The 26124-nt window shown below is 56.2% G+C and carries 25 protein-coding genes and 1 riboswitch; of the genes, 16 read left to right on the top strand and 9 right to left on the bottom strand.

All coding sequences use genetic code 11. The features are described from left to right. Positions 1–63: 63 nt before the first annotated feature. A complete protein-coding gene (locus tag ADS46_RS00450; RefSeq protein ID WP_066314773.1) occupies positions 64–930 on the bottom strand; it encodes a sirohydrochlorin chelatase in 867 nt (288 codons plus the stop codon). Between the two features lie 34 nt (positions 931–964). Next, a complete protein-coding gene (locus tag ADS46_RS00445) occupies positions 965–1882 on the bottom strand; it encodes a histone deacetylase (RefSeq protein WP_066314771.1) in 918 nt (305 codons plus the stop codon). A 37-nt stretch (positions 1883–1919) separates the two neighbouring features. Here ADS46_RS00445 and ADS46_RS00440 point away from each other — a divergent pair, with 37 nt between their 5' ends. Then, entirely contained in the window at positions 1920–2489 is a 570-nt protein-coding gene (locus ADS46_RS00440; protein WP_066314768.1) for a gamma-glutamylcyclotransferase, read from the top strand. A gap of 24 nt (positions 2490–2513) precedes the next feature. Here the strand turns inward: ADS46_RS00440 and ADS46_RS00435 are convergent, their stop codons facing one another. Continuing rightward, on the bottom strand, positions 2514–2807 hold the full coding sequence (locus ADS46_RS00435) for a hypothetical protein (RefSeq protein ID WP_066314766.1): 294 nt from the start codon (positions 2805–2807) through the stop codon (positions 2514–2516). Between the two features lie 182 nt (positions 2808–2989). Between ADS46_RS00435 and ADS46_RS00430 the strand changes: the two genes are divergently transcribed. The 7 genes from ADS46_RS00430 to ADS46_RS00400 all read left to right on the top strand — a co-directional run bounded on the left by ADS46_RS00430 (position 2990) and on the right by ADS46_RS00400 (position 11151). Continuing rightward, positions 2990–4660, top strand: coding sequence for an isovaleryl-CoA dehydrogenase (locus ADS46_RS00430; RefSeq protein ID WP_066314762.1), 1671 nt, complete (start codon positions 2990–2992; stop codon positions 4658–4660). 99 nt (positions 4661–4759) lie between these two features. Beyond that, positions 4760–4861: riboswitch (glycine riboswitch) on the top strand. A 167-nt stretch (positions 4862–5028) separates the two neighbouring features. After that, the gene (locus ADS46_RS00425; RefSeq protein ID WP_066314760.1) at positions 5029–6291 is read left to right on the top strand and encodes a D-amino acid dehydrogenase; all 1263 of its coding nucleotides are present in this window, start codon (positions 5029–5031) and stop codon (positions 6289–6291) included. Between the two features lie 74 nt (positions 6292–6365). Next, on the top strand, positions 6366–7292 hold the full coding sequence (locus ADS46_RS00420; protein ID WP_066314758.1) for a LysR family transcriptional regulator: 927 nt from the start codon (positions 6366–6368) through the stop codon (positions 7290–7292). 126 nt (positions 7293–7418) lie between these two features. Further along, positions 7419–8468 carry a TRAP transporter substrate-binding protein DctP gene (gene dctP, locus ADS46_RS00415; RefSeq protein ID WP_066314757.1) on the top strand — a complete coding sequence of 350 codons (1050 nt, stop codon included), beginning with the start codon at positions 7419–7421 and terminating at the stop codon, positions 8466–8468. A gap of 92 nt (positions 8469–8560) precedes the next feature. Next, entirely contained in the window at positions 8561–9052 is a 492-nt protein-coding gene (locus tag ADS46_RS00410) for a TRAP transporter small permease (protein WP_066314755.1), read from the top strand. Between the two features lie 42 nt (positions 9053–9094). Beyond that, positions 9095–10372 carry a TRAP transporter large permease gene (locus ADS46_RS00405; RefSeq protein ID WP_066314753.1) on the top strand — a complete coding sequence of 426 codons (1278 nt, stop codon included), beginning with the start codon at positions 9095–9097 and terminating at the stop codon, positions 10370–10372. A 17-nt stretch (positions 10373–10389) separates the two neighbouring features. Then, a complete protein-coding gene (locus tag ADS46_RS00400) occupies positions 10390–11151 on the top strand; it encodes a M15 family metallopeptidase (protein WP_199825161.1) in 762 nt (253 codons plus the stop codon). A 29-nt stretch (positions 11152–11180) separates the two neighbouring features. Here ADS46_RS00400 and ADS46_RS00395 read toward each other — a convergent pair whose 3' ends face one another. Further along, positions 11181–11765, bottom strand: coding sequence for an amino acid ABC transporter ATP-binding protein (locus tag ADS46_RS00395; protein ID WP_420706077.1), 585 nt, complete (start codon positions 11763–11765; stop codon positions 11181–11183). Between ADS46_RS00395 and ADS46_RS00390 the strand changes: the two genes are divergently transcribed. After that, positions 11754–12629, top strand: coding sequence for a PLP-dependent aminotransferase family protein (locus tag ADS46_RS00390; protein ID WP_234346733.1), 876 nt, complete (start codon positions 11754–11756; stop codon positions 12627–12629). The genes ADS46_RS00395 and ADS46_RS00390 overlap by 12 nt on opposite strands. 11 nt (positions 12630–12640) lie before the next feature. Here ADS46_RS00390 and ADS46_RS00385 read toward each other — a convergent pair whose 3' ends face one another. After that, complete coding sequence (locus ADS46_RS00385; RefSeq protein ID WP_066314751.1) at positions 12641–13987, bottom strand: aspartate aminotransferase family protein; 1347 nt, start codon at positions 13985–13987, stop codon at positions 12641–12643. A gap of 194 nt (positions 13988–14181) precedes the next feature. On the opposite strand from ADS46_RS00385, the gene ADS46_RS00380 reads away from it, so the two are divergent. Then, entirely contained in the window at positions 14182–14943 is a 762-nt protein-coding gene (locus ADS46_RS00380; RefSeq protein ID WP_066314748.1) for an SDR family NAD(P)-dependent oxidoreductase, read from the top strand. On the opposite strand, the gene ADS46_RS00375 is transcribed toward ADS46_RS00380, so the two are convergent. Next, complete coding sequence (locus ADS46_RS00375) at positions 14940–15869, bottom strand: sensor domain-containing diguanylate cyclase (RefSeq protein WP_066314746.1); 930 nt, start codon at positions 15867–15869, stop codon at positions 14940–14942. The two genes, ADS46_RS00380 and ADS46_RS00375, sit on opposite strands and share 4 nt — an antisense overlap. 338 nt (positions 15870–16207) lie before the next feature. Further along, complete coding sequence (locus ADS46_RS00370) at positions 16208–17101, bottom strand: LysR substrate-binding domain-containing protein (protein WP_066314744.1); 894 nt, start codon at positions 17099–17101, stop codon at positions 16208–16210. A 185-nt stretch (positions 17102–17286) separates the two neighbouring features. Between ADS46_RS00370 and ADS46_RS00365 the strand changes: the two genes are divergently transcribed. Continuing rightward, positions 17287–17610 (top strand): hypothetical protein, encoded by a 324-nt coding sequence (locus ADS46_RS00365; protein WP_066314742.1) that lies wholly within the window; start codon positions 17287–17289, stop codon positions 17608–17610. Between the two features lie 86 nt (positions 17611–17696). Here ADS46_RS00365 and ADS46_RS00360 read toward each other — a convergent pair whose 3' ends face one another. Then, positions 17697–19832 carry a PhoX family protein gene (locus tag ADS46_RS00360; RefSeq protein WP_066314740.1) on the bottom strand — a complete coding sequence of 712 codons (2136 nt, stop codon included), beginning with the start codon at positions 19830–19832 and terminating at the stop codon, positions 17697–17699. A gap of 195 nt (positions 19833–20027) precedes the next feature. Between ADS46_RS00360 and ADS46_RS00355 the strand changes: the two genes are divergently transcribed. Further along, complete coding sequence (locus ADS46_RS00355; protein WP_066314738.1) at positions 20028–20402, top strand: YbaN family protein; 375 nt, start codon at positions 20028–20030, stop codon at positions 20400–20402. Positions 20403–20419: 17 nt separating this feature from the next. On the opposite strand, the gene ADS46_RS00350 is transcribed toward ADS46_RS00355, so the two are convergent. Next, positions 20420–20926 carry an Lrp/AsnC family transcriptional regulator gene (locus ADS46_RS00350; RefSeq protein WP_066314736.1) on the bottom strand — a complete coding sequence of 169 codons (507 nt, stop codon included), beginning with the start codon at positions 20924–20926 and terminating at the stop codon, positions 20420–20422. Positions 20927–21163: 237 nt separating this feature from the next. Here ADS46_RS00350 and ADS46_RS00345 point away from each other — a divergent pair, with 237 nt between their 5' ends. From ADS46_RS00345 to ADS46_RS19065, 4 genes are all read left to right on the top strand, one after another. Then, positions 21164–22180: a 1-aminocyclopropane-1-carboxylate deaminase gene (locus ADS46_RS00345; protein WP_066314733.1), complete on the top strand. Its 1017-nt coding sequence runs from the start codon at positions 21164–21166 to the stop codon at positions 22178–22180. Between the two features lie 144 nt (positions 22181–22324). Beyond that, entirely contained in the window at positions 22325–22666 is a 342-nt protein-coding gene (locus ADS46_RS00340) for a DUF6482 family protein (protein WP_066314731.1), read from the top strand. A gap of 70 nt (positions 22667–22736) precedes the next feature. Next, positions 22737–24092 carry a magnesium transporter gene (gene mgtE, locus ADS46_RS00335; RefSeq protein WP_066314728.1) on the top strand — a complete coding sequence of 452 codons (1356 nt, stop codon included), beginning with the start codon at positions 22737–22739 and terminating at the stop codon, positions 24090–24092. Between the two features lie 1089 nt (positions 24093–25181). Next, positions 25182–25919 carry a FadR/GntR family transcriptional regulator gene (locus ADS46_RS19065; protein ID WP_082925914.1) on the top strand — a complete coding sequence of 246 codons (738 nt, stop codon included), beginning with the start codon at positions 25182–25184 and terminating at the stop codon, positions 25917–25919. Positions 25920–26124: the final 205 nt, after the last annotated feature.

Genomic DNA, 26124 nt, shown 5'->3' with positions numbered 1-26124 from the left:
TGTAGAGTGCGCATCGAAAGGCCCGCGATTCTACGCGCTCTTGAGCCCTGTTACACCCATCGCCTAGTGTGCCGCGTCGCCGGGGGCCGACAGTGCCAGCAGAAAGCGTTCGCCATCAAGCGCTTGGCGCAGGCGTGTGTGCAGGATATCGACGATGCCAGGATGCTCACCTACCAGCTTGGTGGAGACGACACTCAACCCTGGGTGGCGCTGTTCAGCCGCCGCGCAAATCTCGGCAATATCACCGCCTTCTCCCGCGTGGCGGCCGGGTGACAGAAACAGCATCGCCAGGATCACCGGCCCGGCGTGAAATTCGGATCTATCCAGCAGATTTTCCAGCAGCGGTTCGTTAAAGCGGTACTCATCGCCCTCGCGACGCTCCATAGAGGCGGCGACGACGCTGGCAGCGTCATCGCCCAGCAGCACACTCAGTTGGCCTGCCAGGCGGTTGCGCACGGCGGTGACGTCAGGGATCGGGCTGCCATGATCCACCAGCGCGACCCTCGGCGTTTGGCCTGATGCGGATTGCTCACGAACGTTGTCGGCCAACAGCTCGGCAAGGCGCAGGTCGTTATCGCCCAGTTCATCGACCAGCGGCTGGGCCACGCGCACGTTAACGTTAGGAAAACGCTCCTGCAGGGCGGCCATCCGTTCCGGCAGGTAACCGGTCAGCGCCTTGCTGGGGCCGAAAAAGAACGGCAGCACGATAATCTCGTCAGCGCCCTGCTCAGCCGCCCGCTCGGCAGCAGGTCCCAGCGTTATCGCGGGGATGCCGTCCACCTCTTCAGCGGGGATCTTGTTGGAGTGGAGCAGCGAGGCTGCCTGCACGGTCTCGCCCATGAGCTCGCTGAGAGAGGCCGCCACACGCCGCAAGTTATGCGTTGCCTGGGGCCTTAGGGAGCCGTTATCCACCAGAAAGATTGCGCGCATGCCTGCCTCCTTTTGCATTACTATTTTTTCATTACTATTCGCCGGTACGTTCAAGCACATCCGCCGCCGCTCGATGAAGCTGGGCGTGGCGCTTTGCCAACGTGACGATATCACGATCATAGCCACCACCGATCACCGCCGCGACGGGAATGTCAGCTTCTCGGCAGCATGCCAGTACATAGGCATCCCGTTGATACAGCCCTTTGTCACTCAGCGCCAGATAACCCAGGCGGTCATCCCGATGGACATCCACACCGGCGTCATAAAGCACCACGTCTGGCTGATAGGCCGCCAGCAGCCCTGGCAATCGCGATGCCAGCACCGCTAGATAGGCATCGTCTTCCATGCCATTGGCAAGGGCGATATCCAGGTCGCTTTTCGCCTTGCGGGCGGGAAAGTTGCGCCCGGCATGCATTGAAAACGTAAAGACGCCGGGCACGCCAGCGAAGAGGCGCGCCGTGCCATCGCCCTGGTGAACATCACAATCGACGATCAACACCCGCTCGACCCAGCCTTGAGCCAGGGCGTGAGCCGCCGCAACGGCAAGGTCATTAATCAAGCAATAACCGCTTGCTGCATCAGCATGGGCGTGATGGGTACCACCAGCTGAGTTGCAGGCAAGTCCTGATGCCAAAGCGACTTCTAATGACAGCAGCGTACCACCGGTTTCCAACCTTACCCGTTCGACCAGGGCGTCAGACCACACAAAGCCACTACGGCGCTGAGCGGCACGATCAAGCGTACCGTTCAGAAAAGCGTCAAGGTAAGCTCGCGTATGCACGCGCGACAAAGCGCCGATGCAGGCAGGCCGAGGGGTCAGCCACTCGACTGGCGTCGCCATCGCCTGCTCCCCAAGCTGTTGGCGAAGGACGCGAAACTTCTCCATTGGAAAGGGGTGGTTAGCTGGTAAATCAATCGTATAACCGGGATGATGGACGATCGTTAACGCCATTGCGCGCTGCCACTCAGGTAATCGGGGTAGATGCTTTATGTTGCTTGATACCACTGCCTTAAACCAGCAAAGAAACTTTTTCGATGAGCATGCCGACCTGTGGCTGTTTGGCTACGGCTCATTGATCTGGAAAGCTGATTTTGCCTACCTGGAGCGCCAGCCCGCTTATATTACCGGCTGGGCGCGGCGCTTCTGGCAGGCCTCCCACGACCATCGCGGCACCCCTGAAGCGCCGGGGCGTGTGGCGACGCTGATCCGCTCGCCAGGCGCGGTGTGCCACGGCATGGCCTATCGCATTACGCCCGATGTGCTCGGGCCGCTGGATGTGCGCGAGAAAAACGGCTACCTGCGGGAAAAAGTGCCGCTGACTTTCCTTGACCACAATGGCAATGATGTCGGCGGGAGCGAGGGGCTGATTTATCTGGCAAGCGAGGACAATCCGGCGTTTCTTGGCGAGGCACCGCTTGCGGATATTGCCCGCCAGATCAATCAGGCCCATGGCCCCAGCGGCCCCAATCGAGAGTATCTTTTGAACCTCGCCCACGCTCTGCGCGAGCTGGGGGTGGATGACGCGCATATCTTCGCGCTGGAGAAGCAACTGGGGTAGCCCTCAGGTTACCCAGTGACATATTCACATCATCAGCCATGCCAGGATAAACAGTCCCAGCAGGGTTCGGATGATACCGCCGATGATCGAGCCGCGAAAAAACGCCCGTAGCCCTCCCCACAGAATCAACACGCCGATGATCAGCACCACGATGCTGAAAAACGAATCGCTGATGCCCAGCGAGCGCGTCAGGCCATCGATAAACTCATCAAACGCGCCGAAGAGATTGGTAAAAATCCCCAGTAGAAACTCGACAACGCCACGAATCACTTCACCAATCGTTTCGCCAACATCATCAAAAAATCCATTTGCTTGCATGACTCATATCCATGTTTAAAGGAGCGACGCCCTATTGTCAGTGAAGTCTTGCGCTAGCGCAAAGCGAGAGGTCAAAACGGTGGTGTTTGCATAATGGGCGCATAGCGCTAAAGTGACCCAACAACCGTTTAAAAAATAGCCGCTTCATTATTGGCCCTCTAACACAATAAGAGGTGGGCACCATGCCGTCACACTTCCCCCTCGCTGATAAGCTACAAGCCAGCACCCATCAGGTGGAAAACCAGCCGCCGTCGCTGGAGAACGTCAACAGCTACACAACTGACCGAGCGCTTCAGGAAGGCGTCAAGCGCGAAGGCGGCACTGACGACACGGCTCTCAAAACGTTTGGTCAGTGGGCAGGTTCGTCCGAAGCCATCACCCTGGGGTTTGACGCTAACCGCCACTCGCCACAGTTGGTGACCCATGACCGGCAGGGCCATCGGGTCGATTTGATCGAGTTTCACCCGGCCTACCACCAGCTTATGAAAACAGCGGTGGAGCACGGCCTGCACGCCAGCCCCTGGCGAAACCCAGGGCCGGGTGCGCACGTTACACGCGCCGCCAACTACTACCTGAACACGCAGGTGGAAGCAGCACACGGCTGCCCGATCACCATGACGTTCGCGGCCCTGCCTGCGTTACGCCATCAGCCCAGCCTGCTTGAGAGCTGGGGCGATAAAATCACCGCGCCCCACTACGACCCGCGCAACCTGCCCTATTTCGAGAAACAGGGCGTCACCCTGGGTATGGCAATGACCGAGAAGCAGGGTGGCTCCGATGTGCGCCTGAACACCACCCGCGCCTATCCGATTGATCAAGGCGGCCCGGGCGAGGCCTATGAACTGGTCGGCCATAAATGGTTTGTCTCGGCGCCGATGTGCGACGCTTTTCTGGTGCTCGCCCAGGCACCCGGCGGCTTGAGCTGTTTTCTGCTGCCGCGCTGGCGACCCGACGGCACTAAAAACCCGCTGCATATCCAGCAGCTAAAGCGCAAGATGGGCAACGTGGCGAACGCTTCCAGCGAAACCGAACTACGCGGCGCCTTTGCCTGGATGGTGGGCGACGAGGGACGCGGCGTGCGTACCATCATCGAGATGGTGGCCATGACCCGCTACGACTGCATGATTGGCTCCGCGGCTGGCATGCGCCAGGCCACTGCCCAGGCGATTCACCACGCCACCCATCGGCATGCCTTTGGGGCACGTTTGAGCGAGCAGCCACTGATGCAAAACGTGCTCGCCGACCTGGCCATCGAGAGTGAAGCCGCGACCACCCTGATGCTGCGCATGGCCCGAGCCATGGATCAGCAAGACGATGAGCACGAACGTCTGCTCGCGAGAATCGCCACGCCGGTCGGCAAGTACTGGATCTGCAAGCGCACGCCCCACCACGCCTATGAAGCGATGGAGGTGATTGGCGGTAGCGGCGTCATGGAAACCCACATAACGGCACGCCTGTTCCGCGAATCCCCAGTTAACGCCATCTGGGAAGGCAGCGGTAATGTTCAGTGCCTGGATATCCTGCGCGCGATTGAAAAGCAGCCCGAGGTGCTCGACGCCTACTTTGCAGAACTCGCCAAGGCAAAAGGCGCTGATGCGCATCTGGACCGCTTTATTCACCAGTTACAGCAGCAAATGCAGGATACCCAAGCGCTCCAGTACCGCGCCCGCCAGCTGGCGGACGGTATGGCCCTGGCGTTGGAGGGCGCCCTGCTGGTACAGCACGCCCCGGCTTGTGTGGCCGATGCGTTCTGCGCCGGACGGCTGGCTGAACGCAACGGCCTCAGTACCGGCACGCTGCCTACCGGGCTTGATTGCGCGGCGATCATTGCGCGAGCCCAGCCAGCAGAGTAATTCTGTTGATGCAGGCCCCGTGGAATCAGCGTTCACGACTTTGGTCGACTTCCATCGCGAAGCTGATAACGTTAAAAACCATCACGATTAAACAACAATCAGGTAATAGCGGGAGAGCTTGGCGCATCTCACAAGGATGACGCCAGCGCCGAAGGAGCAACAACCCCGGAAACTCTCAGGCAACCGGACCGCTATGACCCTCACTTTCCGAAGAGCGGCTGATGACTGCGTCACTCAGCCCACCGAAGGAGCAAGCGCGCCCCCACAGGGCACGCGAATCTCTCAGGTTCCATGACGGAAGGGGTACGCCCAGCAGCCATTACGCCGTTAGGTGGGATTCCCGACGCTCATGAAAACCGGAGAGACTTATGCAACGCATTGCCGTTATCGGTGGTGGTATCACCGGCATTACCAGCGCCTACGCCCTGGCCAAACGTGGCTATGAGGTCACCGTCTTTGAAAAGCATCGCTATGCCGCGATGGAAACCTCGTTTGCCAACGGTGGCCAGCTGTCAGCCTCTAACGCCGAGGTGTGGAACCACTGGCCGACGGTGATCAAGGGCCTGCGCTGGATGCTCAGAAATGACGCGCCGCTATTGGTCAATCCCCGCCCGAGCTGGCACAAGCTCAGCTGGTTTGGTGAATTTATTGCCGCCATTCCCAAGTACGCCGCCAACACCACCGAGACCGCACGGCTGGCCATTGCCGCCCGTGAGCACCTGTTTCAGTGGGCCAAAGACGAGCAGATCGATTTCGACTTAAAGCAGAAAGGCATTCTGCATATCTATCGCGACAAAGCGGGCTATGACCATGCCGCCAAGGTTTCCCAACTGCTCAGCCAAGGTGGTCTGGAGCGCCAGCCGGTGACGCCCGAGGAAATGCGTGCCATCGAACCCACCCTGGCGGGTAACTACTACGGCGGCTTCTTTACCGAAAGCGACGCCACCGGCGATATTCACAAGTTTACCCACGGCCTGGCGCAAGCCGCCGAACGTCGCGGTGTAACGCTGAAATATGGCCATAGCGTGCAGGATATCGGCGCGGACGAACAGCACGCCTGGATCACCGCCTCTCTTGAAGGCGAGGCTGACGGCGAACCGGTGCGCGAAACCTTTGATAGCGTGGTGGTATGCGCCGGGGTGGGCAGCCGCGCCTTGGCCGCCAAGCTGGGCGACCGGGTCAATATCTACCCGGTCAAAGGCTACTCGATTACCGTGCAGCTCGATGATGCCGCCTCCCAACAGGCTGCGCCAACGGTCAGCCTGTTGGATGATGAAACCAAGCTGGTCACCAGCCGCCTTGGGGATGAGCGCTTCCGCGTCGCCGGTACCGCCGAGTTCAACGGCTTCAATCGCGATATCCGCGACAACCGCATCCGCCCGCTGATCCGCTGGGTGGAAGAGTGCTTCCCCGGGGTCAGCACCCGCCGCGTGATACCCTGGGCGGGCCTGCGCCCGATGCTCCCCAACATGCTGCCCAAGGTCGGCCCCGGCAAACTGCCCACCGTGTTCTACAACACTGGCCACGGCCACCTGGGCTGGACGCTCTCTGCCATTACCGCCGATATGCTGGCGGATGCGGTGGAGGCGAAAAACGCACAAGGCGAGCGATCGACCCAACCACTCGCTTAGCCTGACCTGCACCAATTGCACTTGCCAAGCGGTCATCCGTTAATATGAATGACATCTTATGGTCAGGTGTCTTTATGCTTAATCAACGTGCATTAACTTACCTCAATGAAGTCATTCGCCGCGGCTCGCTCAGGCGCGCCGCGGCCCACCTAAATGTCGATGCCTCCGCCGTTAGCCGCCAATTAAAAGCACTTGAAGAAGAATTGGATACCCAGCTATGCGAACGACACGGGCGCGGCATGCGCGCAACCGCAGCCGGTCAGCTGCTGGTGCATCACTTTCATGCCCAACGGGCCTCAGAAGAGGCCGTGCTCTCCCAGCTAATGGCACTTCAGGGCCTGGCGAAAGGCGAAGTGCGTATTGCCGTTGGGGAAGGGTTTATCGCCGATCTGATCACCGCGCCGCTAGGCACGTTTATGTCGGCGTTTGCGGGTATTAATGTCGAAGTCCGCATGGCGGGCGTCAATGAAGCGATGTCGCTACTCAAAGACCGTGAAGTGGATATCGCACTACTTTATGCACCGCCGGTGGACCCGCAGCTTTACTGCCATGTGGAAACGCGCCAGCCACTCGATGTCATTGTGCCACCCAATCACCCGCTCATTGAGCTGAACCGGCCCGTGACGCTGCATGACTTAAAAGATTGGCCGCTGGCGTTAATGGACAATCCTTTCGGTATGCGGCAAATGGTCAATATGGTGGCCCACCAGGAGCGTATTCACCTCGAAGCACGCCTGCACACCAACTCGGTATCCGTGTTGAAGAATTTCGTTCGTTCAGGCATTGGCGTTACGTTTATGCCGGAAATCACTGTCATCGATGAAATAGAGCGCGGCGAAATTTGCACGCTACCCATGCGCTACCCGGTGATGAACGGTACCCGTGCGCAGATCGTTAGCTTGAAGGGGCAGGAACTCCCTGTGGCTTCCACGGCCTGTATCGATCATTTACACAAAGGCATGCGCTTTTTCTCGGCCGATGCGCCGCGACTGTTGCAATAAAGTCCACACTAAAGGTCTTGCATAGTCAACGCCTCAATACATAGTCTTCCTGTAGGCAACATCTATAAATCTAATAGCACTCACTCAGCACCCTACAGCTCACGACAATAAACCAGGAGACTGACTATGTTGACTCACCCCGTGTTGACCCAACGCTTTTCACCCAAGCGGCTCATCTCGGCTTGCCTGATCGGCTCTGCCCTGATGGCTGGCAATGCCGTCGCCGAAACCACGATAAATTTGGGCTACAACGGCGCCCCCGACCCCGACAAGAATGCCGTACACGTCTTTGCCACTAACCTTAAGGAACTGGTTGAGGAAAAAACCGACAATCAGATTCAATTAGAGCTATATCCCAATAGCTCACTGGGCGAAGAGCAGGAGCGCATGGAGCAGACCATGAGCACGCCCATGCTCAACGTGGCGTCCTTTGCGGGTGTCTCGCCTCTCGTCGATGAGATTTTCGTCAGTGCTATCCCGTTCCTGTTCGACGATTTTGCAGCGGCCCGTACCTTCTTTGATGAAGGGGAGTACTGGCAGGAAGTCAGTGAGGCGCTGAAGGAGCGCGCCGGTATCGATATGCTGGCAGTCGTCGAGGAAGGCGGCTTTTTAGCCTTTACCAATGACGAGAAGCCTATCAGTCACCCTGACGACTTCGAAGGTCTCCGCTTCCGGGCCATGGACCCAAGCCAGGTTGCGCTCTATGAGGCCTTCGGTGCCTCCGGCACGCCCATTCCCTGGACAGAAACCTACATGTCACTGCGCACCGGGGTAGCGGACGGCCAGATGAACCCGCCGATGTATATCATCCTGGGCAGCCTTTACGAAGTACAGGACTACCTGACGCTTGCCAACATCCAGTATTCGAATCAATTCCTGGTGGGCAATAGCGACATGATCGCCAGTTGGGATGACGAGCTGCGTGATGCCTTTCAGGAAGCCGTCGCCGAAGCGAACCAAAATGCCCGCGAGCACAACGAGGAGCAGGTCGACTCACGTATCGCCTACCTGGACGAACAAGGTATGGAAGTGATTCGCCCTTCTGAGGAGGAGCTCACCGCTTTCCGCGAAATCGGTCAGCCTGCTTACCTTGAATGGCTCGAAGAGCGTGATATCGAACAGCGCTGGATCGATATGGCGCTGGAAGATGCGGGTATGAGCGACCTGCTCGACTAACGGCTTCTGTCGCCGTGGCAATAAAAGGGGCTGGTACTTTACCGGCCCTCTATTTTTTCACTTCACATTTCTGAATTTCATGGAAGGCTGCCATGTTCAAAACGCTTCGGCTCCGTCTTCTGACGATCAGCCGCCCCATCACCCTTACTCTGGCAGGAGCGCTGTTATCTCTTAATGTGGCGGCCATTCTTTATGGTGTTTTCGCCCGCTACGTTGCCGGTGGTGCCCCTATCTGGACCGATGAGCTATCGCGCTTCTTGATTATCGCCACTGTAATGCTCGCGGCAGGCGCCGTCTGGTCGGAAGGCGGACATATGCGCGTCGGGCTGCTGGAGAAGCTGCTGCCAGCCCCCTTCGCTCGCCTGCTCAATGTGTACCAGTGGCTACTTACCCTGTTGATTGCAGCGGGCGGCGCATGGGTTAGCTATCGCTATGCATTGTCGGTCAGCATGTTTACCACGTCCGGGCTCGGTATTAGCCGCACGGTGCCCCTCCTCTCGGTACCACTTGGCTTCCTGCTACTGACTTGGCATGTGCTTCTCTATGGTCCGGCGCCCCTCAAGACCGTTGAGGACACTCTATGAAAACCGTTGAGGGCTCTCTATGAAGCCCGTTGAGGACTCCCTATGACGTTGACCATGCTGGTCGTTTTCCTTGGCCACGTATTACTTGGGCTGCCACTGTTTATTGCGTTGTTGACCACCGCGTTTGTGGGTTTTTTATTCGTCGACTTCTCGATGATTCCACGCATGATGCCCCAGCAATTCTTCGGTGGTATCAATGTTTTCTCACTGATGGCCATTCCGTTATTTATCCTGGCTGGCAACCTGATGAACGTCAGTGGTTTGACCGAGCGTCTGATGGGGTTCGCCCGCCTGATAGTTGGGCACTTGCGGGGCGGTATGGGTCACGTCAACGTGGTTTCGAGCGTTTTCTTCGCGGGTGTCAACGGCTCTGCCGTGGCCGATACCTCGGCGCTTGGGTCGTTGCTGGTACCCGCCATGGAGAAAGAGGGCTACTCAAGGGCATTTGCCGCCGGGTTGACCGCGGGCAGTTCACTGATTGGCCCGATTATTCCGCCCAGTATCTTCATGATTCTTTACGCCTCGCTGACGAATACGTCAGTCGGTGATCTCTTTCTGGCGGGCGTCGTGCCCGGGCTGTTGCTGGGTATTGCCTTTATGGGCATGAACGCCTGGTATGCCTGGCGCCACCGACTACCCAAAAGCACTCAATTTCCCTCATTGGGTCAGCTTGGCTTGGCGTTCATGGCGGCTCTGCCTGCACTCATTGCTCCCTTCATTATCGTGGCTGGCATCGTGCTGGGCTTTGTCACACCCACGGAATCGGGCGCGTTGACAGCGCTGTATGTCGCCTTATGTGGCTTTGTGCTGGGAGGGTTACGCTTTAAAGAGTGCTGGCAAGCCATCCTTGATACGGCACGCTTAACCTCGGCGATTTTCCTGATCATGGCTGCCTCAGCCACGATTAGCTGGCTGCTTTCCTATGCTCAGGTGCCGGAGCAGTTTGTGTCACTGTTATCCCCCTATGTGGATAATAGTGTCGTTATTTTATTACTGCTCAGCGCCATCACCTTTGTCACCGGGATGTTCATGGAGGAGGTATCGGCGTTGATGCTACTGACGCCCATCTTCGCGCCGGTCGCCATGATGGCGGGTATCGACCCTATCCATCTGGGTATCATCATCACGCTGAACATCACCATTGCGCTGATCACGCCGCCACTAGGCGCATGCGTATTCGTGGCGGCGGCGGTTAGTCGTCTCGAAATTGTGTCGCTATTCAGAACCATTTGGCCCTTTGTGCTGACAGCAATTGCGGTACTCATTTTATTGATTCTCTTCCCACCGCTGACGCTGTGGCTACCTACTCTGCTTGGATAACCCGCTTGGATAAGACGATGCCTTTGAACACACTATTGAAGGCCTTGCCGCCTGTACCCAGCTACCCAGCCCCCTGCTGGGAACAGCTGCGCCGCGTACCCATTGACGATAACGGTGAGCGTTTAATGCCGATGAGCCTGGCGCGCGCACCGATCAGCGTTTTTCCCGCCTATGCAAGGCTTGGCATTCCGGGCGCGGTACCGGAGTGTTTCGTCCGTGAGGGAGTTTATCGGGCACTACTCGCGGCAGCACGCAGCCTACCCGACGGCATCGGCTTAATCGTACTGGACGGCTGGCGCCCATGGCGGGTCCAGCAGTATCTGTTTGATACCCTGCACGAAGCCATCCACCACCACCAACCCGACCTCAGTGAAGCGGAGTTGCTGGAACGTACCAGGGAGTTTGTCTCGGTACCCAGCCGTGACCCGCTCGCCCCCAGCCCGCACCTGACGGGCGGGGCTGTCGACGTCACGCTGTGTGATGCCGATGGCCTACCGCTGGATATGGGCACCCTGTTTGACGAGGCATTACCGGCCTCTCATAGCGACTATTTCGAGCATCTGGAATCGCTGACCTCTCAGCAACGTAAAGCACGGGATCATCGCCGCCTGCTGTACCACATCATGGGCGAGCAGGGCTTCACCAACCTGCCCAGCGAGTGGTGGCACTTCGATTATGGCGATCAATTATGGGCCTACTACGGGCAACATGGTCATGCGCATTATGGGGCTGCCGAGTTGGATACCATTGAGAACCGCTGGCGCAGGCAGTTGGGATAATGCTCAACCCAGCGCCAGATTCAGTGAGTTCACACCGCTGGTGCCTCAAGCTCCAGAAAGCGCCTCACCCGGTCGGTTTTAGGGTTCTCAAAGAACTCGCTGGGATGGGATTTTTCAATGATGATGCCTTTGTCGAGAAAGACCACTTGATCGGAGACTGCCCGGGCAAACTCCATTTCGTGGGTTACCAGCACCATGGTGTAGCCTTCTTTGGAGAGGTCTTTGATGACCCCTAGCACCTCGCCCACCAGTTCGGGATCGAGAGCTGAAGTGGGTTCGTCAAACAGCATTACCCTGGGCTGCATGGCGAGCGCCCGGGCAATCGCGACCCGCTGCTTCTGCCCGCCCGATAGCGTATAGGGGTACTGTTCGCGTTTGTCGGCCATACCGACTTTTTCGAGCAGCGCCATGGCCCGCTCTTCGGCCTCGGCTTTACTCAAGCCCTGAACGTGAATAGGCGCCTCGGTGACATTGCGCAGCACGCTTAAGTGGGGCCAGAGGTTAAAGCCCTGGAACACCATGCCTAAGCGCGCGCGCATGCCTGCCAACTCACGGCGCGACATTGATTTGCCGGTATCACTCACGCCGATACGGTCGCCGTCGTGGGGACGCAAAATGCGCTCTATTTGATTGCGCAACTGCTTTGCCATCGGGGGACGAGCGTGGCCCTGGAGTCCCCAGGTTACCGAGAGGCGATGAACGTATTTGCCCAGCGTGGCGCAAGCCTGCAGTTCCAAACCGTGGATGCAGACGGCATGCGCCTGGAAGGGTCTCAGAAGTGTGACTATCTGTATGTGATGCCCAGCCACCAGGTGCCCACGGGCGTGACCATGAGCCGCGAACGACGCGAGGCGCTATTGGCCCAGCTACCCCACCGCGACCAGATCGTTATCGAGGATGACTACGACGCGGAGATTCACGGTGACCAGTTTGCGCTGCCAGCGCTTAAAGCCAGTGCCCAGAGCGCGCGAATTATCTACATGGGCAGCTTATCCAAGGCGCTGTCACCCGGCTTGCGCATGGGTTACGTGGTGGCAGACGCAGAGTTAATTGACGAGCTGCGGGCGCTACGCCGCATGATGTACCGCCACCCGCCCGCGGCGCTGCAGCACCAACTGGCGCAGTTTATTTCCGAAGGCTATTACGAGCGCTACCTCAAATTGCATGTGGAAGAGATCGATCAGCGGCGCGACGCCATGCGCCTCGCCATTGAACAGGCCTTGCCTGGCTGCCGGAGTCATAGCAGCCATCGTTCCAGCGCCTTCTGGATGGAAGCAGATGCCAGCATCGATACCCAGAGACTGGCCTGGCACGCCGCCCAGCGAGGGGTACTGATCGAACCCGGCTTTCAGCACTTTTTCGATGCCGCCCCGCCGCGGCGCTTTTTCCGGCTTGGGTTTGGCGCCATCGAGAGGGAGCGTATCGACCCAGGCATACAACGCCTGGGCCTCGCCTACGATAACGCCTTAAGCACTTGAGAACGCGCGTATCAGCTTGTTGCCGCGTAGCTTTCAAACACGCGTTCAAGAATCGCCAGGCCCTCTTTCACCTCCGCAGCCGACACAATGCATGGCGGCACGACGTGAATGCGGTTCTCGACGGTAAACACCAGCAAACCCTGTTCCATCAATTGCTGCTTGAGCTTCAGCACTTCTGCCCCGGGTAGCGGCGTTTTGCGTACCGGGTCGCTGACCAGTTCCAGAGCGTGGAATACGCCCAAGCCACGCCAGTCACCTATCACCGCATGACGCGAGGCAAGCTGCTGCAGCCCTTCTGCTAACAGGCCATTACCGATTCTATCGGCATTATCGACGATGCCCTCTTCGTCCATGGCATCAAGGGTTGCGACGATCGAAGCCATTGCCAAGGGGTGGCCGGAATACGTCAGCCCGCCGACAAACAAGTGATCATCAAAGTAGTGTGAAATAGGCGCTGAAATAATCACGCCACCGGCGGGTACATAGCCAGAATTGACCCCTTTGGCGAACACGATCAAATCCGGCGCCATGTCGTAATGCTCAAAGGCAAACCAACGGCCCGTTCGCCCGAAACCGGCCATCACTTCATCGAGAATCAGCACAATACCGAACTCGTCGGCGAGTTTCCGAACTCCCTGCAGGTAGGCCTTGGGTGGTAACAACACCCCTGCAGTTCCGGGAATGGTTTCGAGCAGAATGGCGGCGACGGCATTCGTGCCTTCGCACTCAATCACCCGGCGTAGATGGGTTAACGCCCGCTCACACTCTTCATCTTCATCTCGCGCCCAGAACTCGCTGCGATAGAGGTAGGGATTGAAGAAATGGACGTGCCCGCTGGCATATTCGTTAGGTACGCGCCGCCAGTCACCGGTGGCCGCAATCGCTGAACCGGTATTGCCGTGATAGGAACGGTAGGCTGAAAGTATTTTGCTTCGCCCGGTATACAGCCGCGCCATGCGAATAGCGTTTTCATTGGCATCCGCGCCCGCATTGGTAAAAAACACCTTGCTAAAACCCGCGGGGGCTTTGGCAATAATCCGCTTGGCCGCCTCACCACGAGCCAGGTTGGCATGGGCTGGGGCGATGGTGCACAGGCTTGCCGCCTGGGCCTGAATTGCGCTAACCACTTTGGGGTGCTGGTGGCCGATATTGGTATTGACGAGCTGGCTGCTAAAATCCAGATATGAACGTCCCGCATAGTCCCACACCCGGCACCCTTCAGCACCTGCCACGACCATCGGGTCTAAACTGCCCTGCGCAGACCACGAGTGAAATACGTATTGGCGATCCAGGCGGTGAACGTAGTTGTTATCCACACCGTTTGTGGGGAGACAAGAAGCGGCTATGTTGGTATTCATGGCAAGCACCCTGATAAATTATCTGTATTAACGTGTTTGCTAGCCTAGTGATATCTCCCCGCTATTCTATAGAGCCAGAGATATCATGTGCACAGGACAGCCGATGTCACAGAAGACAGGATGATCTGGCTCTAAATGCGTTGCTTCGCGCATTGTAGAGTAGTGTCGTTTTTTTGATCCCTAGGAGAACCATCATGCCAAGCGTATTGATTACCGGCGCGACATCTGGGTTTGGTAAAGCCGCCGCGCGACGATTTGCCCAAGCAGGCTGGTCGCTGATTCTGACAGGACGTCGCGAGGAGCGACTTGCTGAACTGGAAAGTGAACTGGCGCTCCACGTCACCGTACTGACAATCCCCCTGGACGTTCGCGACAGCGACGCGGTCACCAAGGCACTAGGTCAACTCCCCGACACGCTGCTGCCACTCACTTGCCTGATTAATAATGCCGGGTTGGCCCTCGCGCCTGAACCAGCCCAAAACGTGGCGCTGGAAGACTGGCACACCATGATTGACACTAATATCACCGGATTGGTCAACGTGACGCACGCGGCCATGCCTCACCTGTTAGCTACCGGCAAGGGCGCCAGCATCCTTAACCTGGGGTCGGTAGCGGGGCAGTGGCCGTACCCAGGCGGACATGTCTACGGGGCGTCGAAAGCCTTTGTTCAACAGTTCAGTTACAACCTGCGTTGCGACCTGCAGGGCACCGGGGTACGCGTGACTGATCTCGCGCCCGGCATGGCCGAAACCGAATTCACGCTGGTCCGCACCAAAGGCAATCAGGCGGCTTCCGATGCGCTTTATAAAGGCACCACGCCCCTGCAAGCCGAAGACATTGCCGAGCAACTTTATTACCTGGCCACTCTACCGCCACATATCAATATCAATCGACTCGAAATCATGCCGGTGCGCCAGGCATGGGCGCCATTCGCGATTGATCGCGACCCTGCTTAGGCAAACCTCGTCGATTTCACTAACTCGATAGGTGAGACTTGATCACGCCCTTTCTCTTTAGCGAGATAAAGGGCGTCATCCACTCGCTTCATGATACTTTTGACCGATTCTTGAGGCCGTGCCTCAACCACACCAAAGCTGGCGGTGATGGGACCTGAGGTGGGGAAATTCGCGGTGTTAATCACGCACCGCATCTTATCGGCGAGAACCACGGCCTGCTCCAGAGATGTTTCGGGTGCCAGAAGCATAAACTCCTCGCCACCCCACCTTGCGCAGTAGTCTACTTGACGTAAATTGCCTTTCAGCAAATTGGCCATTTCGACCAATACCTGATCGCCTACATCATGGCCATAGCGATCATTGATATCTTTAAAGTAATCGATATCCAGCATGATCAAAGAGAGGGGACGTACGTAGCGATCCTGACGGCTGAGTTCACTTCTCAACGTCGTGTCGAATTGAGATCTGTTAACGAGCCCTGTCAGCATATCGGTGGTGGCGAGCTGCTTCAGCTGGGCCTCATTTTCCACCTGCTCGGTCACATCACGCTGTGTCAGTACCAGCGTGATGGCATCGTGCTGACAGGCCCCCATTGCCGTGATGCGCCACTCAATGTGTCGACACGACCCATCACGTTGACGAGAAACCTCACGCCCACCGATGCCCTTGAAGTTGCGCTCGACGTTGGTATTCAGCGCACCACGCAGTCGGGCAAGAATTTGCTCATTGGCCGCTTCCTGCTCAACCACAGTGGGGGTAGCGCCCAACCACTCCTCCCGGGTTCCTCCCCACAAGCGCTGATAGTCGGTATTGACGTCCAGAACCTGGACACTGCGCGAGTCCCTGGCCACGGTTAAGATAGCCACCGCATGGCCCGTCGACTCATCACTATCTTCAGGTCCGGGTCGCGCATAGTGCTGATACATACTATTTACTCATCCTTGAGCTTGTATTGCTCAACATGCGTAGCGGCACCGACCCACTTTAAAAGGTTCACTCGGTGTGGCCTCCGTGCTAGCTAAAACAGTGGAGACATAAAAATCATTTCATTTACGCTGACAGTATGATCATTTACTGGCTGTTAACATAACCTGCGTTATCCAACGCTAAATACAGGGATCCATTGCGCTGATTTTTGGACAATCCTACAAAAATAGTTACAAAGTACTTACATAGCGTAGAAGAGGTCGGTTAATTCTGCCTGCTTGGCAACAGCCCCCTTTTCAGAATGCCCATATAATGACCATTTATAACCCATATAGGCTCACCCCTCCCGGAACGCCTCGACCACCTGTTCGGCCAATACCTCACTGGCATCGCCACTGCCTGCTCGCTTCACCAGCGCTACTTGGTAATCGCCTAGTGGGGGCAGCGATTCGTTGTGGAGGCGTTTGAGCGGCGGGCGTATCAAGCTTTTGGGGAAAGCCGTCACGGCCAAATCGGCCAGCATGGCGGCCTCCTGCCCGGCACAGTGGTCGCAGGAGTAAGCAATGCGGTAAGCAATCCCCGCTTGATCAAGGGCATTGAGGGTAATTCGACGCCACGCGCACCCCTGTTGCGCCAGGGTCACCGGCAGTGGCGTTCGCTGCACGGCAACGCCATCCTCGCGCCCCGCCCACACCAGCGGTTCGCTGTGGACGATCTCTCCACGTCCGGTCTGACCAGGCCCTCCGGCCATCACGAGGGCGAGATCAAGCTCGCCCTCGTCCAACCTGGCGAGCAGGTCTTTGCTGCGCCCCACCTCGACATCGACCTGCACCGCCGGGTGCGAGCGTGCAAACTGGGCCAGTACAGTGGGCAAAATACGCCCCACCACATCGTCGGTTATTCCCAGCCCCACGCGCCCCTCGATGGCAGGCGCTAGAAACTGGGTCACGGCTTCAGCGTTGAGTTTAAGCAGCCGACGACCATAGCCCAGCAGTACTTCCCCCTCGGCCGTCAGGCGTACGTGCCGTGCCTCGCGTATAAACAGCGTCTGGCCGAGGATCTCTTCCAGCCGTTTGATCTGCATGCTCAGCGCGGAAGGGGTACGAAATAGCTGCTGGGCGGCGCGTGTAAAACTGCCGCTTTCCGCAATCGTCACGAAAGTGCGCAGCACCTCGCTATCCAGTAGCGGCAAGGCGGCCCGACTGGGTGGCAGGGTAGAGAGTTGGTTCATCACGCTCACCTTTCAGGAATTCTTAATGCTCAGTGTAGATCTTTTCGTTTGATTGATCCAAAAATGCGTATCAAGCTACTCCTCAGAGGTCGCGACCCTCCTGCTTATTAATCACAGCTCACACCTGCCCAGTCGGTGCGTAGGCGCCGCTTTCTGTGCAGCGGGGGTGACAATGGAGGTGCGAGATGAAGCGCGAAGCCCTGACCCAACATGCCCATAACGCCTGGGAAAAAGCCAGCCAGTTGGCGCCGCCGCCCAAGCCGCCAAAACTGCATTTTTACATGCCTGCCATGCCCTCGATGCGGCTGATTCGAGCGCTCGATATGCGCTGGTGGCGCTACCGGCGTCGGCGGCTATTTCGACGCCATATCTTGCCGCTACTGGCTTACGACGATCAGTTGTTGCAGGACCTTGGCCATTGCCGCGAAGATATTCTCTGGGCCAACCAGTTGCCACTAAAGGTCGATGCCATTCAGGCGCTAGAGGCTCGTCAGAAAAATGCCATGTAGCGCAAAGCTAGCATCAAAAAAAGCGTCGAACCCGGGAGAGGTTCGACGCTTGTATAGGCATACTACGCAGTGTTGAAGGCTGGCTCTTAAACCCCTACCGGCCCTCCGTCACGCTTTTGAATCACCACGGTTGATGCCCGCGGACGGACTTGGCCGCTAGCGGCAACGGTGGCATCTTGGGTCAGCGCACTGCCATCGGCAGGCCAGTTACCGGGGTGCTGAATGTTAATGAACAGCGCGGTTTTATCCGGCGTGGCAAAGATACCTGTCACTTCGCAGCCATTGGGCCCCACCGCAAAGCGCTTGAGCTGCTGCTGGTTGCTGTTGTTGATCACCGGCCCGGTTCCCTGAACCTCGCCCAGGCTATTGGGCACCACAGCTAATAGCTGGTCGTTGGTGTACTCGGTGACGCCTTCATAACCGTTGTCGGTCTCAATCCAGAGAATACCCTGGCCGTCCTCGCGCTCATCAAACCAGAGCCCATCCGGGCTTGCGAACTGGTTCATTTCGGTCAGGCCCGAGTGGTTATCCGCATCGTCGGCCGCCGCGCCAAATACAAACACTTCCCAGCGAAACGCATTCGGTAAGCGGCTTTCGCGCCAGCGGATAATGTGACCTGTTTCGTTGTTGGCACGTGGATTGGCCGCGTTAGTGGGTGCCAGGTCATAACCTACCCCCACCTGCTCCAGGCGCTCACCATCGTTGGTGTAGGTTGGCTGTGAATCTTCAGCAATCCGCTGTGAGTTATTGGTCAGAGTGAGGTACACCTCGCCCGATGCAGGGTCAACAGAGGCCCATTCCGGGCGATCCATCGGCGTGGCGCCCATTAAGTCTGCCGCGTCGCAGGTATTGATAATCACACCGGCTAAATCGTCCTCAGCCAAGCCTAAGGCTGCCGCCAGGGTTCGGCCATCCTGGGTCTTTGCATCAGGTGTCAGCGGCAGCCATTCACCGCTGCCATCAGCGTGAAAACGGGCCACATAGAGGGTACCGTTATCCATATACTTGCTGCCGATAGCAAGACGGTCATAGTGCTCACCGAGACGATTGGCATCGGCGGGATCCCAGACAGCATCGGAGACATATTTATATACGTACTCGTTGCGGGCATCGTGGCCTGAGTAGTAAACGATTGGCTTGCCAGCTTCCAGCTTGCCTAACCAGCAGCCTTCATGGCGAAAACGGCCCAGTGCCGTGCGTTTGACGGCACGAGCACCGCTATAGGGGTCGATTTCGACCTGGTAACCGAAGGTGCGCGCTTCGTTGCGGTAATCGTCCTCGGCGCGCTCGCCGCGTGGTGTGATATCAAAGCGGGCAAACTCGTCGTTCTCTTCAGAAGCATCACCCGCCGAGGTTTCCCAGGCATAGCGGCCGCGTTCAGTGGGAATACCAATGCGGGCGTCGTCCTGGAAGCGCTCGCCGGTGTGAACAAAGACGTTAGGCCAGTTCTCTTCGCAGGCAATATAGGTGCCCCAGGGCGTGACGCCGTTACCGCAGTTATTGTTGGTACCCCGGGTTTGGGTACCCGCCGGAGAGAAGCGCGTTTTAACGTAGTCACTTCCCGCCACGGGACCCGCCAGATCCATTTCCGTTGCACTGGTAAAGCGGCGGTTATAGCCTGAGCCCGGTACATGCGACCATTGCCCGTTGGCGTTCTTTTCAACCTCGACAAGGGTAACACCGTGAGCATTGATCTCGGTGCGCGACTCCGCTGCCGGGCGTTGCCCCTCATCCGCATTGGTAGGGCCGCCCTGGGGCGCCCAGAGTGCCGACTGGTCGATATATTCATTGTTGAGTGCCAGCACAAAACGGCGTGAGGCACTGTCAGCATCCAGGGCAAAACCCGCCATGCCGTCATGGTGCATGCCCACGCTTTCCGCCTGACGCTCGGCGGTCATTGGCTGGTCGGGCTGCCAGCTGTCGCCCGCGCTTAACGGTGTGCCCCAGGGCACCAAGACTTGGGCCACATAGCCTTCAGGCACCACGACAGCATCGGTGCGTGATCCTTGAACCGCCTCAAACGCCAGTGTCAGGGGTGTTTTTTGGGCGCCGCTGGAGGCAAGCGCTTGAGCCGCGCCGCCAAAGCTTAGCATCGAGGCAGCGGCCATGCTCAAACTACCGCGCATGACATCGCGCCGGGATACATGGTGCGCCAATACTTCGGCGAAAGGTTGGTTGCCGCTGTGGTTAAACAGGCGATGATCTTCGATCTCTTTACTCATTATGGTCTCCCCCCTGATCGTTTGTAGGCCAACGATTGAACGTTAGGAGACACTAAAGAAGCTAAATGACAATACGATGGCGGAGTGCCTGCATTTATATGAAGATTGTCTGTGTGGCAAAGCCGTGACATAAGCCCATACTTATTCAACACTCAGCACGATGACTTTATTGAAGCGTGCCCAACAGGAGCAATAATGAGACTGATCCGCCTCATGTGGGTCGTGCTGGCAGGGTTGAGTTTTAGCATCGGAGTCCTCGGCATTTTTCTGCCCCTGCTGCCTACCACCGTCTTTATGCTAATAGCCGTTTACTGCGCCTCCAAAGGGTCGCCTCGCTTCGAGGCCTGGATCCGCTCCCGCCACTATGTGGGCCCGTTGCTGGTCACTTGGGAGCAGGAGCGGGCTATCTCCAGGCGCGGAAAATTGGCGGCCGTCAGCACGATCGCGTTGAGTGCACTGATCACGGCTTGGTCGCTCGGCCCCGGCTGGACACGCTGGGGCGTGATCGCCCTACTGGTGCTGATTGCCCTTTGGCTGGCCACCCGGCCAGAGCCGTCTTCCTCGCCTTAGCCAAGATTAAAGCAGGGCTAAACCACCACCTTATGGGTCGACACCACTTGGCGCAGCCCCATGAACGAGCGGATCTGGCGCACGCCGGGCAGGTAGAGCAACTGTTCAGCGTGCAGCCTGTTGAAGCTTTGGCTGTCCCGGGTGCGCACCAGCATAAAGTAGTCGAATTCCCCGGTGACCACGTGACACTCCATACAGCCTGACACCTTCTGGGCGGCCTCTTCAAAGGCAGCGAAGGATTCCGGCGTCGAGCGATCCAGCACCACGCCGATCAGCACCACCATCCCCGCCTGCAGCTGTTCCGGGTCTAGATGAGCCACCACCCGGCTGATTACCCCATCCCGCTTGAGCCTTTCCACCCTGCGTAAGCACGCCGCCGGGCTCAAGTTCACCTGCTCTGCCAGCGCCACATTGGAGAGCGTGGCATCGTCCTGAAGCAGTTTCAGAATACGCCGATCTGTTCGGTCCAGCTCAGCCGCCTGATCATCAGGCTCAGAGCCTGAACGGGAAGTTTTAGAGCGCACTATTATTTACCTTATTGACCTTTAGACACTATTTAAAACCATATCAAGCATTTAATGCCAATGCTTGTTGCTTTAACGCGCATCATTTTGCAACACAAAAATCGCAGCTAACACTTAGTATAAATAGCAGAGCACGCCCATAGTTCACACAAAGCTGTTCAAACAAAGCTTCCACCTCCCCACTCGCCAAGCGAGCTGTCTATTTCGCACTGAAACGCTTAAAAGCCGGAGCCTGCTATGAACCTAGAACGTTTCCCCCGCTACCCACTCACCTTTGGACCGTCCCCCATCACACCGCTCAAACGTCTAAGCGAACATCTCGGCGGTGACGTAGAGCTCTACGCCAAACGCGAAGACTGCAACAGCGGACTGGCCTTTGGCGGCAACAAAACCCGCAAACTGGAGTACTTGATTCCTGAAGCGTTGGAACAGGGCTACGATACGCTGGTATCGATTGGTGGTATTCAGTCCAACCAGACCCGCCAGGTGGCTGCCGTGGCCGCCCATTTGGGCATGCAATGTGTGCTGGTGCAGGAGAACTGGGTCAACTACTCCGATGCGGTGTACGACCGGGTGGGTAATATCGAGATGTCGCGCATCATGGGCGCCGATGTACGCATGGACGACGCGGGGTTCGATATCGGCATTCGCCCCAGTTGGGAGCAGGCCATGGAAGATGTTCGCCAGCGGGGCGGCAAGCCCTTCCCGATTCCTGCGGGCTGTTCAGAGCACCCCTATGGCGGCTTGGGTTTTGTGGGCTTTGCCGAAGAGGTGCGCCAGCAGGAGAAAGAGCTGGGCTTCACCTTTGATTATATTGTGGTGTGCTCGGTCACCGGCAGCACCCAGGCGGGCATGGTGGTGGGCTTTGCCGATGATGGCCGTGCCCAGCGTGTGATCGGTATCGACGCTTCCGCCAAGCCGGAACAAACCCGCGAGCAGATCTTACGCATCGCCCGCAACACCGCCGAGCTGGTGGAGCTGGAAGGCGGCATTACCGACGACGATGTGATTCTGGATACCCGCTACGGCGGCCCGGAATACGGCCTGCCCAACGAAGGTACGTTGGAAGCCATTCGTCTGTGTGCTCGCTTGGAAGGCGTCCTCACCGACCCGGTTTACGAAGGCAAATCCATGCACGGCATGATCGATAAGGTGCGCAACGGCGAATTCCCTGCGGGCTCCAGGGTTCTCTATGCTCACCTGGGCGGTGTACCGGCATTGAATGCCTACAGCTTTCTATTCCGCAATGGATAAGTTCTTAACGGGAAAAGGATAAAACACCCATTTCGCCTCCTCTGATCAGGCATTTATATAATACCCATCAGACGGTTATTGCTGTACAAATAAAGTACAGCCTTTAGTCTTGGCGTATCGGATATTCACGCATGAGGATACGCCATGTCTTCTACCCTTCCTGCTCACGTCACCCTTGAAGACCTTGCGCACTGGGCCGAACCGCTGCCCGACGTAGAGGTGCACGGACTTGATATGGGCTGGTACATCGTTCGCTTGCATCAGGATAACAACGTCAGCTTGCTGATCGACCAGAATGGCGAGACACAGCGCTTTACCGGCACGCAGTGGATTGGCCGTGCCTTGGCACCGCTGGGTTTCACCCATGGCACGCTGACCTGGGCCGACGCCACCGATGAAATGATCGGCACCGATGTGCCCCCTGTGTCTGCTCAGCAGCGCATGGCCCATGGCGTTCGCGTAGCTTTTAACCAGGCCTGTCTATAAAATTGATAGAGCGCCATCAAGAGCTTTCAAGTAACTGTGTGGACGATCAATTTGCCGAAGGATGGACGCTATGCGCGATGATGAGAAATACACCAATACTGAAGAGCAGTTGCTTTATCTTCAAAAAAGCCTGGATGAAGAAGATAGCACCGCTCTGGAAGCGCTATTTGCCGAGCTGGATATCCTGGCCATTGCGCGCACTCTTGAGTCTTTTCCCGCCAAAACCCGCGATCGGCTTTGGGAGTACATACCGGCCGAGCTCATCGGCGAGGTCTTGGCAGAAGTCGATGAAGACATTCGTGCTGACTATATCGAAGATCTATCGGCCAGCGATGTTGAGCAGATCGTCAAGGGCCTGGATGCCCAGGAAGTGGCTGAAGTACTGGACGTTGCTGACGAAGCCATCAAGACCAGCGTCTATGCCAGCCTGGACCAGGAAATTCGCGCTCAGGTCGAAAACCTGCATGCCTATGAAGATGACGTGGTGGGGCGTTACATGGACCCCGAGACGGTCAATGTAAAGCAGGGCGTCTCGTTAGAAGCCGTGCAACGCTATATACGCATCCACCAGCTGCTCGACGATGAATCCCAGCAGATCATGATCACGGATAAAGATAAGCGATTGCTCGGTACGCTGACGTTGATCGATTTGATCAAACAACCACAAAGTGCCGTGGTTGATGAGTATATGGATGATTTCTTTACCCTGAATGATCAAATGAAAGTCAGTGATGCAGCGGCGTTATTGCGCTCCAAAGAGCTGCCCTTTGTGCCCGTGTGCGATAGCGATGGATTGCTGGTTGGGCAGTTGAACTCCGCCGATGTATTAGAAATCACCCAAGATGACGCTGACATGACCCTGAAGCACATGTCAGGGGTCAGTGACGAAGAAGAAGTGTTCACCCCCATCATGCGCAGTGCTAAAAGCCGCGGCATTTGGCTGGGTATTAACCTGTTGACCGCTTTTTTAGCCGCCTTCGTGATCGGACGCTTTGAAGTGGTCTTAGATCAAATTGTGGCGCTGGCTATCTTAATGCCGGTGGTTGCCAGTATGGGAGGGATTGCCGGCAGCCAGACCCTCACCGTCGTCATCCGCGGTTTAGCATTGGGGCAGCTCGCGGGTAACAATATAAAGTGGCTTTACAACAAAGAGATGTGGGTAGGCATGAGCAATGGCCTGATTTGGGCGCTAGTGGTGGGTTTGATTGCTCATATTTGGTTTGGCGATGCCATGATTACGCTGGTCATTACCCTGGCTATCTTTATCAATATGAGCCTGGCCAATGTCTCTGGGGTGCTGATTCCACTGGTGTTGAAAAGGCTGCAGATTGATCCGGCGCTGTCCGGCGCAGTGATTTTAACCACCGTCACCGATGTGGTTGGCTTTCTGTCATTTCTCGGGCTGGCGACGCTCATTATCCTGTGATATTTGCTTTTCAGCAGGCCTCGAAGTAACGCCAACCTTTAGCCACACATCCAGGACAGGACTTAAGGCTTGCCTTCTTCGACAAAATGCTATGAAACTTAATTTCAACTTTGGTTTCGATATCTAGCCGTTTTTAGAAGAAGGCCGTGAGTTATATGGAGAGCGGCTCACCCCATATTCATAAAAAATTTTAGACTGAATCATTACAAAAAAATAAATCCATAATAATTGCAACTAGAATATAAAACCGCATGCCAAAAGACCTCATGACAAAAATACTAAAGCCTTATATAAAAGAAACTTAAAACCAACTTTTAAAAAAGTCTAATAAAATTTATACGGTATATAAAGCCGCCAACTCTTTAGCAGTATTGCCAAAGACAGTTCACGCCCATCTTATTGATATTTATAAAAAATAGATCAAAAGCTCTAGACATCACCCCGATCTCATACTGACACAACAATGTATATAAATAGAAATTTACATAAAATTAATCTTTTATACATAATCCCAAAAACTACGCGAAATTTATAAATGGCATGGCCATATAAAATAGCCACGCACCCCATTGAGCAGACGCAAAGAGCGGTATAATGTAGAGAACCTCGTTAAATCAATTTTAATAATCTAAGAAAAAGATCTTGGCAGACACTTTTGCGCTGTTCAAAAGCCTCGCTTGCTTAACTATACTATCGAACAATGCACACCTAAAAAGTTATTGATTTTAATTAAATTAACCACCCTACTTATCAGCTTTAACGAAATCATCACATTTCCAACGCGTAGGTTTTAGCTTGAAGACAGTCAATTAAAAAACTATTAATTAAAAATATTGAGCTGGGCCATACTTTGATCTCAATCCTAGGTAGGAACATGACCTGAACGTCCCGACTGAGATCTCCTGTACACCTTGCAACATAGACAAGCTGTTTTGGTAAAAAACACCCATTCAACTGAAAGATAACTGATCCACAAACTCTTCTACACCAAGCAGCAATTGAATCGTGCTGGGGATGGAGGCACAACGCTCTGCTGACGTATGCTGTTATTGAATTAACAGTGACGACTAACAGTCTTGGGGAAAGTGTATGCCTTCAACCATGGAAAAAGCCTTGTCGGTGGCTCCCTCCAACGAGAGACCGGATGGCAAGGGCCAGAAGCTTAGCGACCGGGTTTACGGTGATATCGTCGACCGAATTATCCAGCGTGAATTCGGTGAAGGTGAACGACTGCCCTCAGAGGAACAACTGGCATCTCATTACGGTGTGTCTCGTCCGATCGTGCGCGAAGCATTGGCTAGATTGCGCGATGATGCACTGGTTCGCTCGCAACGTGGCGCGGGGAGTTTCGTACAACGGCGCCCCGATCGTGCCATGCTTGAGTTCGCTCCGCTGGAAAGCCTAGCCGATATCCAACGCTGCTTTGAGTTCCGCATTGCCGTGGAAACCGAGGCCGCGCGACTCGCGGCTATCAAGGCAACAGCACAAGAGCGCGTGGCACTGACCAAAGCACTGGCATTGCTTGAGCAACGTATACGCGACAATGCGCTGGGGGTAGATGCCGATTTCAACTTCCATCTATCCATTGCTCACGCTACGCATAACCGATTTTTCTCCGACACACTGTTGTCGCTTAAGTCAGCTATCACGTATGGCCAGAACATGGCGCGCGGTCTTGGCTTGCGACGCCCTGAGCGCCATGTCCCCGAAGTACAAGTCGAACACCGTGATATCCACGATGCCATCCTCGCTGAAGACGAGGAGCGTGCCGCTTTTTGTATGCAGCATCACTTGAGTAGTTCGCGTCGGCGTGTCTTCGAGGGGTAGATACTTAACAACTTTTACAACTTAGACTTGACAACTTTTACAACTCAACTAGCATGAGCAGTAAGATTGTTCACGCTGGAAAACATGGTGTGTAACGATCTGGTAGTACGCAGGCCGAGTACAATAAAATCAATAACTAAGGCTCTCATTGGCGCAACTACCGTTTAACGACGATAAAACGTGCATCCAATAATACAACTAAGTC

Source organism: Halomonas sp. G11 (assembly GCF_001663515.1).
In the GTDB taxonomy this organism is placed as follows: Bacteria; Pseudomonadota; Gammaproteobacteria; order Pseudomonadales; family Halomonadaceae; genus Vreelandella.
The sequence above is the reverse complement of the archived record's forward strand: the minus strand, read 5'-3'. Positions and strand labels throughout refer to the sequence as shown.

Excerpts from the sequence above, each read along its gene's own strand:
- ADS46_RS00400 (WP_199825161.1), top strand. The coding sequence starts at position 10,390 with ATGCCTTTGAACACACTATTGAAGGCCTTGCCGCCTGTACCCAGCTAC.
- ADS46_RS00340 (WP_066314731.1), top strand. The coding sequence starts at position 22,325 with ATGTCTTCTACCCTTCCTGCTCACGTCACCCTTGAAGACCTTGCGCAC.
- ADS46_RS19065 (WP_082925914.1), top strand. The coding sequence starts at position 25,182 with ATGCCTTCAACCATGGAAAAAGCCTTGTCGGTGGCTCCCTCCAACGAG.
- ADS46_RS00450 (WP_066314773.1), bottom strand. The coding sequence starts at position 930 with ATGCGCGCAATCTTTCTGGTGGATAACGGCTCCCTAAGGCCCCAGGCA.
- ADS46_RS00380 (WP_066314748.1), top strand. The coding sequence starts at position 14,182 with ATGCCAAGCGTATTGATTACCGGCGCGACATCTGGGTTTGGTAAAGCC.
- ADS46_RS00375 (WP_066314746.1), bottom strand. The coding sequence starts at position 15,869 with ATGTATCAGCACTATGCGCGACCCGGACCTGAAGATAGTGATGAGTCG.
- ADS46_RS00425 (WP_066314760.1), top strand. The coding sequence starts at position 5,029 with ATGCAACGCATTGCCGTTATCGGTGGTGGTATCACCGGCATTACCAGC.
- ADS46_RS00385 (WP_066314751.1), bottom strand. The coding sequence starts at position 13,987 with ATGAATACCAACATAGCCGCTTCTTGTCTCCCCACAAACGGTGTGGAT.
- ADS46_RS00355 (WP_066314738.1), top strand. The coding sequence starts at position 20,028 with ATGAGACTGATCCGCCTCATGTGGGTCGTGCTGGCAGGGTTGAGTTTT.
- ADS46_RS00405 (WP_066314753.1), top strand. The coding sequence starts at position 9,095 with ATGACGTTGACCATGCTGGTCGTTTTCCTTGGCCACGTATTACTTGGG.
- ADS46_RS00410 (WP_066314755.1), top strand. The coding sequence starts at position 8,561 with ATGTTCAAAACGCTTCGGCTCCGTCTTCTGACGATCAGCCGCCCCATC.
- ADS46_RS00345 (WP_066314733.1), top strand. The coding sequence starts at position 21,164 with ATGAACCTAGAACGTTTCCCCCGCTACCCACTCACCTTTGGACCGTCC.
- ADS46_RS00435 (WP_066314766.1), bottom strand. The coding sequence starts at position 2,807 with ATGCAAGCAAATGGATTTTTTGATGATGTTGGCGAAACGATTGGTGAA.
- dctP (WP_066314757.1), top strand. The coding sequence starts at position 7,419 with ATGTTGACTCACCCCGTGTTGACCCAACGCTTTTCACCCAAGCGGCTC.
- ADS46_RS00420 (WP_066314758.1), top strand. The coding sequence starts at position 6,366 with ATGCTTAATCAACGTGCATTAACTTACCTCAATGAAGTCATTCGCCGC.
- ADS46_RS00445 (WP_066314771.1), bottom strand. The coding sequence starts at position 1,882 with ATGGCGTTAACGATCGTCCATCATCCCGGTTATACGATTGATTTACCA.
- mgtE (WP_066314728.1), top strand. The coding sequence starts at position 22,737 with ATGCGCGATGATGAGAAATACACCAATACTGAAGAGCAGTTGCTTTAT.
- ADS46_RS00360 (WP_066314740.1), bottom strand. The coding sequence starts at position 19,832 with ATGAGTAAAGAGATCGAAGATCATCGCCTGTTTAACCACAGCGGCAAC.
- ADS46_RS00370 (WP_066314744.1), bottom strand. The coding sequence starts at position 17,101 with ATGAACCAACTCTCTACCCTGCCACCCAGTCGGGCCGCCTTGCCGCTA.
- ADS46_RS00440 (WP_066314768.1), top strand. The coding sequence starts at position 1,920 with ATGTTGCTTGATACCACTGCCTTAAACCAGCAAAGAAACTTTTTCGAT.
- ADS46_RS00365 (WP_066314742.1), top strand. The coding sequence starts at position 17,287 with ATGAAGCGCGAAGCCCTGACCCAACATGCCCATAACGCCTGGGAAAAA.
- ADS46_RS00430 (WP_066314762.1), top strand. The coding sequence starts at position 2,990 with ATGCCGTCACACTTCCCCCTCGCTGATAAGCTACAAGCCAGCACCCAT.